The 13,231-nt window shown below is 36.6% G+C and carries 14 protein-coding genes; 6 read left to right on the forward strand and 8 right to left on the reverse strand.

The genetic code is table 11. The features are described 5' to 3' along the window. Window positions 1–53: 53 nt before the first annotated feature. The 3 genes from ACOMCU_RS14255 to ACOMCU_RS14265 all read left to right on the forward strand — a co-directional run bounded on the left by ACOMCU_RS14255 (window position 54) and on the right by ACOMCU_RS14265 (window position 2,502). The gene (locus ACOMCU_RS14255) at window positions 54–521 is read left to right on the forward strand and encodes a GNAT family N-acetyltransferase (protein ID WP_421050534.1); all 468 of its coding nucleotides are present in this window, start codon (window positions 54–56) and stop codon (window positions 519–521) included. Further along, entirely contained in the window at window positions 508–1,851 is a 1,344-nt protein-coding gene (locus ACOMCU_RS14260; RefSeq protein ID WP_010860511.1) for an MATE family efflux transporter, read from the forward strand. Before ACOMCU_RS14255 ends, ACOMCU_RS14260 begins: the two co-directional genes overlap by 14 nt. Window positions 1,852–2,022: 171 nt before the next feature. Beyond that, window positions 2,023–2,502 carry a GNAT family N-acetyltransferase gene (locus ACOMCU_RS14265; protein WP_010860512.1) on the forward strand — a complete coding sequence of 160 codons (480 nt, stop codon included), beginning with the start codon at window positions 2,023–2,025 and terminating at the stop codon, window positions 2,500–2,502. Window positions 2,503–2,575: 73 nt separating this feature from the next. Here the strand turns inward: ACOMCU_RS14265 and ACOMCU_RS14270 are convergent, their stop codons facing one another. Continuing rightward, the gene (locus tag ACOMCU_RS14270) at window positions 2,576–3,157 is read right to left on the reverse strand and encodes a TetR/AcrR family transcriptional regulator (RefSeq protein ID WP_010860513.1); all 582 of its coding nucleotides are present in this window, start codon (window positions 3,155–3,157) and stop codon (window positions 2,576–2,578) included. 295 nt (window positions 3,158–3,452) lie between these two features. On the opposite strand from ACOMCU_RS14270, the gene ACOMCU_RS14275 reads away from it, so the two are divergent. Together ACOMCU_RS14275 and ACOMCU_RS14280 are read left to right on the forward strand one after the other, a co-directional pair. After that, window positions 3,453–4,721 (forward strand): MFS transporter, encoded by a 1,269-nt coding sequence (locus tag ACOMCU_RS14275; protein WP_010860514.1) that lies wholly within the window; start codon window positions 3,453–3,455, stop codon window positions 4,719–4,721. A gap of 161 nt (window positions 4,722–4,882) precedes the next feature. Beyond that, window positions 4,883–5,944 (forward strand): LLM class flavin-dependent oxidoreductase, encoded by a 1,062-nt coding sequence (locus ACOMCU_RS14280; RefSeq protein ID WP_010860515.1) that lies wholly within the window; start codon window positions 4,883–4,885, stop codon window positions 5,942–5,944. A 336-nt stretch (window positions 5,945–6,280) separates the two neighbouring features. On the opposite strand, the gene ACOMCU_RS14285 is transcribed toward ACOMCU_RS14280, so the two are convergent. From ACOMCU_RS14285 to ACOMCU_RS14310, 6 genes are all read right to left on the reverse strand, one after another. Continuing rightward, the gene (locus ACOMCU_RS14285) at window positions 6,281–6,922 is read right to left on the reverse strand and encodes a pentapeptide repeat-containing protein (protein ID WP_421050535.1); all 642 of its coding nucleotides are present in this window, start codon (window positions 6,920–6,922) and stop codon (window positions 6,281–6,283) included. A gap of 159 nt (window positions 6,923–7,081) precedes the next feature. After that, window positions 7,082–7,537, reverse strand: a complete 456-nt coding sequence (locus tag ACOMCU_RS14290; RefSeq protein ID WP_010860517.1) for a GNAT family N-acetyltransferase — start codon at window positions 7,535–7,537, stop codon at window positions 7,082–7,084. A 193-nt stretch (window positions 7,538–7,730) separates the two neighbouring features. Continuing rightward, window positions 7,731–8,942: an MDR family MFS transporter gene (locus ACOMCU_RS14295; RefSeq protein ID WP_010860518.1), complete on the reverse strand. Its 1,212-nt coding sequence runs from the start codon at window positions 8,940–8,942 to the stop codon at window positions 7,731–7,733. Between the two features lie 107 nt (window positions 8,943–9,049). Then, window positions 9,050–9,718: a GntR family transcriptional regulator gene (locus ACOMCU_RS14300; RefSeq protein WP_010860519.1), complete on the reverse strand. Its 669-nt coding sequence runs from the start codon at window positions 9,716–9,718 to the stop codon at window positions 9,050–9,052. Between the two features lie 203 nt (window positions 9,719–9,921). Beyond that, window positions 9,922–10,320, reverse strand: a complete 399-nt coding sequence (locus tag ACOMCU_RS14305; protein WP_010860520.1) for a RidA family protein — start codon at window positions 10,318–10,320, stop codon at window positions 9,922–9,924. A 355-nt stretch (window positions 10,321–10,675) separates the two neighbouring features. After that, window positions 10,676–11,737, reverse strand: a complete 1,062-nt coding sequence (locus ACOMCU_RS14310) for an AI-2E family transporter (RefSeq protein ID WP_010860521.1) — start codon at window positions 11,735–11,737, stop codon at window positions 10,676–10,678. Window positions 11,738–12,088: 351 nt separating this feature from the next. Between ACOMCU_RS14310 and ACOMCU_RS14315 the strand changes: the two genes are divergently transcribed. Then, window positions 12,089–12,481: a RidA family protein gene (locus ACOMCU_RS14315; RefSeq protein ID WP_010860522.1), complete on the forward strand. Its 393-nt coding sequence runs from the start codon at window positions 12,089–12,091 to the stop codon at window positions 12,479–12,481. Between the two features lie 86 nt (window positions 12,482–12,567). Here ACOMCU_RS14315 and ACOMCU_RS14320 read toward each other — a convergent pair whose 3' ends face one another. Further along, window positions 12,568–13,116: a GNAT family N-acetyltransferase gene (locus tag ACOMCU_RS14320; RefSeq protein ID WP_010860523.1), complete on the reverse strand. Its 549-nt coding sequence runs from the start codon at window positions 13,114–13,116 to the stop codon at window positions 12,568–12,570. Window positions 13,117–13,231 lie beyond the last annotated feature (115 nt).

Genomic DNA, 13,231 nt, shown 5'->3' on the forward strand with positions numbered 1-13,231 from the left:
TATATACCTTAAATTGTAGCTAACCACAATAAAAAAAGAAAGGTTTTGACATTATGTTCACGGAAATTCGTGACATCACTACTTTAAACAAAGAAGAAATTTTAGCATTGCGCATCGCTGATCATCAGCAAGACTTTATTGAAACGACAATGCAATGCTTAACGGAAGCTGAAAACGATCGACGTTTCATACCTGTTGGACTGTATAAGGACGACATTGCGGTTGGATTTGCTATGTATGGGATTTTCCCACACGAGGATAAAGCGCAACGTGTATGGCTGGATCGATATTTTATCGATGAACGCTTTCAACATAAAGGTTTGGGGAAGTATTTTTTACAGCAGCTTATTCATTTTTTGGTAGGGAATTATCAATGCCAGGAATTATTTTTAAGTGTCTATGACAATAATAAAGTAGCCATTCAGCTATATAAAAAATTTGGGTTCATTTTCAATGGTGAACTCGATGAGCATGGAGAAAAGGTGATGGTAAAGGAGGTACACAATCTTGACAGCAATTAATTCTATTGAAACTAGACCACTGAAGCCATTGTTTTTATCGTATTTATTTCCAGCAATGGTTGGCATGTTGCTGATGTCAATCAATATTTTAGTTGATGGTATTTTTGTCAGTCATGGTGTTGGACCTACAGCACTGGCAGGCGTAAATATAGCCGTACCCATTTTCTCCATTCTTCTATCGATTTCGCTGTGGATTGGTATGGGTGGTGCCACAATGTACTCCATATCAATGGGTGAAGGCAACAAAAAGCGTGCACATCAGCTTTTTACATTATCTTTAATAGCGATGTTGGCTGTAGTTGTCACATTAATTACCTTACTTTTATTAAACTTAAAGGATATTGCCTATATATTTGGCGCAAGCGATGTTACCTATCCTTATGTACAAGAGTACTTGCATGTTATTTTGTTATTTGGCGTCTTTTATACGATTGAAAATTTATTAAGTATTTTTATTCGAAATGATGGCAATCCAAAGCTTGCCATGATGGGTTTAATTACGACATCAATTTTGAATATACTTTTAAACTATGTTTTTATTTTCGTATTAAATTACGGTGTAACCGGCTGTGCATTAGCGACTGCGATTTCCACAATTTTAGGGATGTCTGTACTATGCCTACATTTCTTCCGGAATGAATCTGAGCTAAAATTCGTATCAAAGTTTTTTAATTGGTCAGATTTAAAGAAAATATTTGCCATTGGCCTACCGAGCTTTATAGTGGAAGCTTCAATGGCTGTCATGATTATTTTGTACAATGTAACATTTCTACACTATTTAGGAGCAAATGGCGTTACTGCCTATGCAATGGTCAACTATATTCATACGGTACTTTTAACCGTATTCCTCGGCATCGGAATGGCGCTACAGCCTCTAGTCAGCTATCATCATGGTGCTAGATTAATAAAGAGATTAACCGTACTTTTGAAAATAGGGATTGGGACCGCTCTTATTTTCGGTTTAAGCACGACAATCATTGCCACGTTGTTCCCTTCACAGCTAATGGCTTTATTCGGTGACAGTACGATGGACATTCGCAGTATGGCTGCACAAGGCTTTGCTCATTTTGCGATTGGGTATGTATTTCTTGGCATAAATATGGTGTTTGCAGAATTCTTCCAATCCATTGAAAAAATTCGTCTCGCAACAACTATTATGTTACTTCGCAGTATTATATTATTTATACCTGCCCTCATATTATTGCCAAAATACCTTGGTGCACAGGCAATTTGGTGGACTTTCCCTGTCGCTGAAGGTATTACCGCCATACTTATTTTCTTGTATATGAAGAAAAAACCAAAAGTAATTACTTCTATTTTTAATTCATAAGAAAGAAACGATTACACGTTATCCCCCTTTCATTGATTTCTTTGAAAGAGGGATAACTTTATTTCAGCAGATATTGCCTGATAGATGAGCTTGCTGAAACTCACAAAATAGCACAAACGTTCTCATTTGTGCTATAATGAAAATTCAAAATATTTAAAAGGCGGGATGTCAATGAATACTAGTAGTTCGGTTAAATTAGAACACTTTGATGCAAAATTTCTACATGATTTAGAGAACTTTGCTCTACCACAAGAACAAATTCAATTTTCTGCACTCCCAAAAGAAATTATAAAAAAAACAGATCGGCAATATCGTATCGTCATCGCTCATGATGAACTAGCAGTGGGATTCTTTCTTTTGCATACTTCAGATAGAGTGAAAGACTACTCAGGCAATCCAAACGCGCTACTTTTAACAGCATTAACTGTAGATCACAAACATCAAGGTAGGGGATTTGCTAAGAAAGGCATGCTTGCTTTACCACATTTTATTAAAGATTCTTTCCCTAATTATAATGAGGTCGTTCTAGTTGTAAATAAGAAGAATATTCCTGCTCAACATTTATATAAGAAAGTTGGGTTTATTGATACCGGAATACGAAAAACAGGACCTATTGGTGAGCAAATTCTAATGAGCCTGCTCATTAAATAAACCGAATTCTCATAGAAAAGAATCTGCGAGACGCCTGCAACTTACTTGTAGAAATCGAGCAGATTCCTGTTATTTACTTTAGCAATGCAAGCATTACTTCCACAGAATTATCAACAAATGATCGCTCAGGACGAGATTTCATTATTACCGTTAGACCAATCAATGATACGAGTAATGCCTGAGATAATGCCTTCGCATTAATGTCTTTGTCAAATTCCCCCGATTGTATACCTCGTTCGATGGTCTCTTGAAATATGACTGATAAGTACATTTGATGTTCTCTTGTAAGAATTTCGAACTTCTCATCATGAGGCGCAAGTTCGACCATTGTATTGATGGAAAAACATCCTCGGCTGAAACCCTCTGTGTATTCCTCGGCAACCAAATCTTCAAAAAAAGTACGGAATGCTTGTTTGGCAGATGGATTGTTTTGGAGTTTCATTCGAATTTCAGATGCACGAGCCATCGTGTATTTACGTAACGCTGCTTCAAACAATTCTTTTTTGCCTCCAAAGGCTGAGTATACACTAGGGCGTTGAATGCCCATTCTGGAGGTTAAATCACTTAATGAAGTTGCCTCATATCCCTTCTCCCAAAATAGTTGCATAGCTGCATCTAATGCCTTTTCTTCGTCAAATTCGCGGTTTCGTCCCATCATCAGTACCTCGCATTACTTTTTATTATCTCTCATTCAATCGCTTTAAGTACATATAGCCAAATACATTTACGTACCAAACAGTATAATATAATTTTATATTTAATTATTGGTGTTGTCAATTATGCATTTCTTCAAACCAACAGAGTATTACTGTTATAGAGGCATTGAATACTTTCCCTAAAATTCAATTGACAGAAATAATATCTATACGTTATATTTACTTGGCACAATATCATACCAATCAGTACGATATTTCGCTTTGTTTTTAAATTTAGAGAGAGGTGTTTACAAAATGAAGGAGGTTAAAGAACAAGTAACAGGCAATACCGAGATAAAAACACATTCGCCAACAGGGACATTTTTCACAACTAATTCAGATCATGGTTCTGCTATGTCTCGCTATGAGACAATATTGTTTGCTGTTGCATGTGGTATGTCAGTCGCGAATATCTACTTCGCACAGCCGCTACTCGATCAGCTTTCAAGTGAGTTTGGTATTGACCATTCCATCATTGGTATTGTTATAACCATTACGCAGATTTTTTATGGTCTTGGATTACTGCTACTGGTACCACTTGGTGATTTACTGAATCAGCGCCGTTTGATCATCAGTCAGATGTTATTATCCATTATTGTTTTGGTCATAGTTGGAACTTCATCTACCGCTTCTATACTTTTCGCAGGTATGGCTTCGGTGGGACTCCTTGCGGTTGTTACTCAGACTCTTGTGGCATTCGCAGCAACTATGGCTGCCCCTGCAGAAAGAGGACGTGTCGTGGGCACTGTAACTAGCGGAATAGTAATCGGCATACTGCTTGCACGATCTATTGCGGGGATATTAACAGATCTTGCGGGTTGGCGTTCCGTATATCTAGTTTCTGCTGTGCTGCTGCTTTTTATAGTATGTATGTTTTTTAGGGTGTTACCTAATGTTGAACGCGAGGTAAAATCACTTTCGTATTCTCAATTACTTAAATCTGTCTTTACGTTGTTTATCCAAGAACGTGTGTTACGCATCCGCTCTGTTTTGGCCCTGCTGATATTTGCTGATTTCAACATATTGTGGACTTCACTTGTACTGCCCCTTAGCACGCCTCCAATATCTCTTTCGCACAGTGCAATTGGAGCGTTTGGTCTTGCAGGAGTAGCGGGAGCTTTAGCTGCTGCACGTGCAGGAAGGCTAGCCGATCGAGGTTACGGGCAGAGAACGACAGGCATTGCTTTGTTGCTATTGTTGATTTCATGGTTGTTCATTAGCTTTACAGAGCATTCGCTATTGGCATTAGTTATAGGTATTGTTCTGCTTGACTTGGCAGTGCAAGCGGTACATGTCACTAATCAAACGATGATCCTTCCATTGCGTACGGAAGCGCGTAGTCGTCTTACCGCTGGGTACATGGTGTTCTATTCTATCGGTAGTGCCAGCGGTTCAATTACTTCGACCCAAATGTATGCACACTTTGGCTGGCAAGGCGTATGCTTACTCGGTGCCTTTGTTAGTGCTTTAGCTCTTCTATTTTGGGCAATGACACGTCGTGCTACTGCTCTCGCAATAAAATAAGCCTGTGTCCTATCATTATCAGGTTCTACAAAATGAATCCGCACGACACAAGCACTTGTTATAGAAGGAATAAAAATAATGTGAAATAAAAATATATGCTATTCAAACCTTTGCTTTCAAACCTTACAGAGAAAGTTAATGGGAAAAAGGAGAGATAATTCGTGGAGATAGGTATTACTTCGTTTGTAGAAACAAAGCCGGATGTTAAGACTGGTGAAGTGATTAGTCACGCACAACGATTGCGTGAAGTTGTGGAAGAAATTGTTCTTGCTGATCAGGTGGGACTTGATGTGTTTGGCGTAGGTGAGCATCACAGGGAAGATTATGCAGCATCTTCTCCAGCAATTGTGCTGGCTGCTGCTGCACCCATGACAAAACATATTCGGCTGACTAGTGCCGTGACAGTGCTTTCTTCAGCAGATCCAGTACGAGTTTTCCAGGATTTCGCTATGCTCGATGGCATTTCAAATGGACGTGCGGAAATTATGGCTGGCCGGGGTTCATTTATCGAATCATTTCCATTATTTGGTTACAACTTGAATGACTATGATGAGTTGTTTGAGGAACATTTGGAATTACTGCTTAAGATTCGTGAATCCGAAAAAGTAACCTGGGATGGCCGACATCGACCTGCGATTAATAATTTAGGCATATACCCACGGCCCGTTCAAAGTCCTTTACCGATATGGGTTGGTAGTGGAGGCAATCAGCAATCTGCTATTCGTGCTGGTTTGCTAGGATTACCACTGATGTTGGCAATTATTGGTGGAAACCCTATGCAGTTTGAACCGCTAGTGCAACTTTATAAGAAAGCGGCAGCGCACGCTGGTCATGATGTATCAAAACTAAAAGTCGGATCGCATTCAATAGGATTTATCGCAGAGAATACCGAACTAGCAGCAGAGACATTTTTCCCTTCTACTCAAGCAGGCATGAATAAACTTGGCAAGGAGCGAGGCTGGAGGCACTATGACCGCTCTAGTTTTGATGACGCTCGCAGCTTCGACGGTGCTCTATATGTTGGTGATCCGGAGACTGTTGCCCAGAAGATTATTCACCTGCGTAAAAATGTTGGTATTACACGCTTTATGATGTATGTACCGTTAAGCTCTATGCCACATGCAGAAGTAATGAGAGCCATTGAGTTGTTAGGAACTGAGGTAGCACCCCGAGTAAGGAAGGAAATAGCCAAATGGGAAGCTGAAACAGGGGGCAATCAATAGAATAAATTCCTCCAGGACTAATAATCATTTAATGAAAATTATAAAATAAGAACATAGTTTACACTTCAGTAGACGTAAAAGGGCTGTCCAAAAGTAAAACAATACACTTAGAGGTATCCTATTAAGCTATTTTTCTGATACAAAGGGTCAACTTTGCGTGAAGAGCAAGCGTATGAGAACCAGCAAGGTGCTTAGCGAGCGATGCGCTCATACCTTGCCCGCGGAAAAGCGAAGCGACTTTTACCAAATAGGAGCACAGGCGGTATTGTTTAGGACTTTTTAGACAGCCCTTTCGTTGATAGACAAGTGAGTAAAACTTTACGCAAAATAAATAGCTTATTTTACTTTTAAGCCCAACATTCTAGCAAAACCAATTGCTTGTTCAGAAGAAACCTCGCATCCATCTAAATCCTCCAAAGTTACACTTAGCCTTTCAAATGTTGAACTACTAATATCTATCCCTTTAAGAGATGTTCCAGAAAAATTCACTTCATTTATATCACATTGTTGGAATCCAACTTTCTTAAAATTGCATTCATAGTAATCAGCATTTTGTAATGAACAATTAGCAAACTGTACTTGTTTTAAACTACTATAACCGTACGAACTTAGATTCATAATACAGTTTTCAAAAAGTACATTGCCTAAAGTAGCATCTGACAGATTAATCCCTAACATTTTTGATTTTTTAAATTCGACTCTATGTATAATCCCTCCCATAAAATCGGCATTGGATAAATCACAATTTTCAAAAGTAACATCTGTTAACTCAATATTTCTAAATGTCACATCATTAAATAACACATTTTTAAAAGTAACTTGCGAAAATTCTATCTTATCTACATTTTCTCTTTCAATTGTGCAATTAGTAATTGTGCAATTAGTCAGATATGACTCGTCCATATCATGTATTTCTTGAAAGTTCGCAGCAGGTAAATGAAGAGAAAGTTTTGGTTTTTCAACTTTTATTTTTGACATATTATCACCTTACCTAACATTTTAAGGAACACTAGTTCTTATACAATGATAGCATATTAGATATTCCACTGCTATGCATTTCAATGATCACTATCTTTCCAAACTAGAAAAAGGACCTAAAACAGGCCCCTTCCCCTCACTATTTCTTGAAATACTTTTTTACTTATTTATATATTTGATGACTGCCATTTCTTTACCGAATTTATCCCCATTATCAATAAACCCTAAACTAGAATATAAACGATGGGCACCCTTATTTTCTGGGTGATAACCAACTACAATTTTCTTCGCATTCGGTAATTTAGCTACCTCCGAAATCATTAATTCAGTAGCTTTTTTACCAATTCCCTTCCCTTGGAAATGCTTATCAACCATAATTCTATAGACCCAATAGCCACCAAGTTCCTCTGTTACAGAATTAAACATTAAAAACCCTACAATTTTTTCTTCAAAATAAATGGCATACGGTTTTAATGTCGGTTCAAACTTTGACTGCGCTATTGAGATAGCATTTGGTTCTATAAAAGCTGTTTGTTCTTTTGATAATTCTAGTACACAACATTCATACCAATTTTCTGCATTTACTTCTACAATTTTTACATTATTGTTATTCACAAATTTTCCCCTTTCGAATGTGAGGAAACGCTAATACTTTTGTTAATTAAACGTTATCCCCCAGTATTTAAAATGGATAAAAATGGTATTGTTTGTCATAATGACCTCCTCCTTTCAAAGTTCGCCTACATTGTAAATCGAATTTTCAGTCTTTATACATATTTCATATTTCTATAAAGTAATTTTCTACGTGTTAAACCTGCATCTTTTTGTTAAAGCTTCGCTTCCCTACATAGAAGAAGTAAATCCCTAATAAAGATATGAAAGCCATAAATAAAAACATGGTTGTCCCGCCATACGTAGATAACAAGATACCTCCGAACCAGGGACCCAAGAAATTGCCAAACTCCCCTAAACTTTGAGCTCCATAATAAGTACCTCTTAAATGCTGTGGTGTAATCTCATCTACTTGAGCATATTCAGCAGGAATGACCAGTATTTCACCTAAAGTAAATACAAACATCGAAATAATAAAGGCAATCCAAATAGTAGAAAAGGCAAATCCGATTTCTCCAACTGCAAATAGCATGCAGCCATAAGCAATTCTTTGAATTAAAGTAAAACGCTCTGACCATCTGGTTAACGGAATTTGCACTATAAGTACGGTAAATCCGTTGACACTCATTAATATCGCAAATAACTTTACTCCATCAATAATATTTGCCTGTAGGTATTGAGAGAGTGTTACTGACATTTGACCATGTACAGTCGTTAATAAGATGCCACCTATAATAAATAACATTAAGGGTACATCACTACGTAAGGTATGCCATAAGAGAGCCACATTCATGTTATCTTTCGATACAGCTCCATTGTTATGCTTAGAGTCCTTGATAGCTCTAAGCATAAAGTATATAACAACTGCATAGATGACATAAATTGAGGATGTTAAGATAAATGCTATCGTACTGCCCCCAATTCCTAAAAAGGCACCTAGCATAGGCCCTATCGCGTAACCAAGATTAGAAGCTAAATATCGATTAGCGAACATTTTATATCTTTTATTATCTGGTGTTAAATCGGCCATTAATGCCTTTGATACCGTTCCAAAGAAAGCTTGCGCAATTCCCCTGATTATACTAAAAATCAATAAAAAAATAATATTCGTGGTAGAAATAAAACCAATAAAAGCAATACTTAACCCTATCAAAGAGAGGATCATCAATTTCTTTCTTCCAATAAAATCTGACAGGACACCTCCAATCAATCCACAGAAAGTACCTGCTAAAGGACCTACACCTATGATAAACCCGATAGTAGCAAAATCTAAATTTGCAGACTGACTTAGAAAAATTGCTAAAAAAGGCATACTCATTGAGCTTGTTAAAGTAATTAAAACAGTTCCAAATACTAATATATGAACAATTGGATGAAATTCTTTTAAGTAACTCTTAATTTTGTCCATTAAATAATTTTGCTCTCTTTCTACAAAATTTCCATTTCTATGGCCCAAATAAACTATGATTATTGATTGAAAGCTTTTGTGAACTTATCTATCTTCTTTATCTTGTATTAAAATATATGCTGTTCAATTCTAGAAAAACTTTGTCTCCAATTCTTTTCTATTTCATCAAGAACTAAAGGTAAGTTTCTTTGTTTTAGTGCAGTTATAATCAGATTATGTTCCTCGTAAGAAAAATGAACATCCTCTACCTCATCAAAATAATATAATTCTACTCGTTTGAGCTTTTGCTTAATACCTTCCAGTATTCGTTTCAATTCCTCATTTGTAGAAACTTCTATATAAGTGGAGTGGAATTCATTATCACACTCTACCGCTACTAATTGATTTCTCTCTTCTATTGCTTTTTTAAGTTCAAGATTGATTTTCTCCATCCTTTGCAGATGCTCATCCCCAATTTTCTCAAAGGACTGTTCCATAGCCAATCGATCTAGCGTCCAACCAATCGAATAGAGGTGTAATACTTCATGAGCATAAATAGGCGAAACAGTAGTTGAACGATTAGGCTTGGTCTGTACAAATCCTTCATCCTCCAACCGTAATAATGCTTCTCTAATAGGCGTACGACTCACACCTAATAATTCTGCTAATTCCTTGTCGCGCAATTGTTGCGCTGGTTTTAGGGTTCCATCTACGATCCAATCTCTTAAAACCGTGTAGGCTTCCTCACGCACAAAAGTACGCTTAAGTGTTTTCTTTACCTGCAATTGATCCAACATTTCCGACCCCCATAAACATTTTATACACATTTTAGTAATATGTAATATATCACACACTAAAGATATTTTCCTTATTTTTCATAAGAAAACAATGTTCTTCCATTAAAATATTTCTTTAGAGCATTTAAACGTTTGGTAAATCTCCGATAACTACAACAATCCATGGAAACAATACGTTCCCATGGATTGGATGAGGTGTGTTACTATGCTTTTGCTGCCCAAATCTCTATTTCTATTTGAATTTCTGGTAAACCTAACTCCGAAATATAGCCAATCGTCATTGCTGGATAGTCATTGCCGAATAGTTTTTCCCATTCAGCATACAAGTAGTCCCAATCAATTTTTTCTATTGCCCATATGTTCACTTTAATAATGCCTTCAGCTGTTAAACCTTCCGAGTCCAATACTACCTTAATATTATGAAAAGTATTTGTGATTTGATCATTCATACTATGTGGCATTCGACCATTTTGATCTAATCCAATTTGACCCGATGTCACATATAACTCTGAATTTCTAGGGATTTTCGTAATATGCGTGTAATTCCCTACTGGATTAGGCATTCCCTGTGGATTTTTTCTAATGATTTTAGTGTTTTTCATATTATTTACCTCGCCTTTTAATAGTTTCTACTGTACTTCCTTTTTATCATTTTTTGGGCACACTTCTCCCTTGAAAAATGATTCTAGAAAAAAACAGCAGTAGAGTATCCATATCCAGACGATAAAAGCTTCAGTAATCTTTTTTTCATGAATTGAATACCCCTTTCTGTTAATAGGACAAGATAGTAATTTCTATATTTATTATACACAAAAACGCTCAATGTTTACATTATATTCTATTATTTACGTCAATTCATACAAACCAATATAGGCAAATTTAAAATACACAATACCAATAAATAAAATGAAAGCATGCGCATAAGAGCGATGCTTCCATTTTTAGAATGAGGCAATGTTAGTCAATTTGATTGCCGTTATTATCCTGAACTGCAACTTTTTTCTGCAAATCTACCTCTGGAGCAGACGTCACACCCAGAATATCGAGAAGGAACATGAACAGTGGAATCCCGATGATTAGTCCCCAGACACCTAGGAAATGTTCCGAGAAGAGGATCACGATAAATGTATAGAAAATTGGAAGATTCGTCTTTGCCGACATCAACTTCGGGTTTAAGAAATACGCCTCAAGTGCATGTAGCACTACAACGATGATTAGAATATAGACTATGTGCATTAATCCACCGATACTATAGGCAATAATACTGAGCGGAATCAATGAAATGATAACGCCTGCGACAGGAATCAATCCAAGTATGAAGAGCATGATTCCTAATGCAATCAAATGTGGGAATCCCATGAAGTACAACGCAATAACAGATACAACACAGTTCACAGCTGCAATAACAAATTGTGCTTCGATGACCTTACCGAACGACCGAACGAATATTTTGCAGAAATACGTTAGTTCATCGTAAAGTGGACCAATCTTGCTATCCTTGAATTTCGCTGTAAACTCCGTAATGCGTTTTTTCTCGAGAAGAATAAACAAGCTTAAAATCAGTGCGATGAACACATGCATGATAACTTTACCAATATTCGTGAGATTTGTAAGTGTGAGGTCCACACCTTGCTCCAAATATTTACCTAGCTCAATCTTCTCGAAAGTTGGAGCCAAATACCTCGCAATCTCATTATCATTCGGATTGAGGTTAAATGCTGCAATAAGATTAAACAATTGTGTAATTTGCTGACTTACGACTGGTAAATACTTATAGATAACAGCAACAATACCCGCTACAAGTAGAAGGTAAAGAGTAACAATCACAGCTTTCTCATTTATCGGTGCGATTCGTCTGAGCCTTTTAGTCACACCAGTAGAGAGTTCATTCATCAGATAGGTGATAATGAATGTAAGCAGAATAAGATTGATCATACTCCACATCAGATATAGTGCAACTGCGACCCCTATTAGAATAATAAAACGTTTAAATCCATTACTTCGAAAAAAATCAACCATGCATTCACACCCTTCAAAAAAACGGCTTCTCTGCCTTTACGGTTTGATTTGTTCATTTATCGTGAGATACATTAACATATATAATAGGAAAGTAGAAAATATATTTTGATATCTAAACAAATATTTTTTATGCTATATACTTTCAAAAAATGATAAACCATTGAGCTTAACAGCTAAAAAATCCATAATTAGAAGAATATTCACATAATCCAAAAGAATAAGTAAAAACAGACCTATTTTAACTATATAGCTAAAAACGCTGTTTGACAAAGGATTAATCGAAATGGCGTTATTCTTCTTCGAATGTGAATGTTTTTTTATAAAAAAGTTTAATCAGCAAAGGATGATTCTATGAAAACCTCAAGAAATCCAAAGGACATTCACCCTCCAGTGGCTCCTTATGTCCACCAAATTGAAGTAACTGGGCCAACTAGATGGCTAACATTATCTGGACAATTAGGGATGAGCGTAGATGGAACAGTACCTGAAGATTCTTTAGAACAGATGCAGATAGCATTAGACAATATCCTAAAAAATCTTACATCGGCTAACATGGGGGTTCAAGATTTGACCAAACTAGTTTTTTATTTTGTCGGAGAAAATGACGCCAATCAGAGACGTCAGATTATAAAAGATTTTCTCGGAGATCACCTACCGTGTACAACAATGATTTATGTAGTCGCATTAGCTGCACCAACCTTTAAAGTTGAAATCGATGCTTGGGCATGTAAGGAAATTGAATAACGGTATAGGTAATATATGCTTGCTTGAAGATTAATTCCCCTTATCTTATTGATAATTTGTAACAACAGGATAAGGGGGGATGCACATTAATAGCTGTCGAATTTCATATTAAACCACTCTTCTCTTAAAATGCCCATTCGGATAGAATCGTAATAATGACCGTTATAATAACGAACCTTACGAATTCGTGCTTCCATTTGCATTCCAAGTTTTTGACCCACACGAATCATTCGTTCATTACCAGACCAAGTAGTAAACCCTACTCGTACAATAGGGAGTGTAGAAAACAAATGATTTATCCAGAGCTTCAACGCCTTTGTTCCAAAACCTTTTCCCCACGTATTAGCTTCGTGAAATACAATACCCATTTCAAGCCATTTAGAAGGCTCGTGCTCCCAATAGTATGAAATAACCCCTCTTACAATACCATTTACTTCTATCACCCAGAAATCCTCACGGTTTATCCATTTTTCACTCATTGGTATAAAATCCTCATAAGTCATAGGTACATGAGGAAAATAGGGTGCATCCCACAGTTTCCACTCTGGTTGCTCGTCTTTATAAATTAATTGCCATAAGCGAGGTAAATCTTCTTGTTTAATTGGTCTAATGGTTAATCCATCTTCAGCGTACATAAAATCCCTCTTTTCAATTAATATTCTGCAATAGTTGATTGAAAAGAGAATTTGATACTCTACTTTTCAATCACTTTTTGTTTCTGTCTCATTTTCATCATTCCTTTCAACTTTT

The organism is Lysinibacillus sp. UGB7 (assembly GCF_049058285.1).
Taxonomy (GTDB): Bacteria; Bacillota; Bacilli; order Bacillales_A; family Planococcaceae; genus Lysinibacillus; species Lysinibacillus sphaericus_B.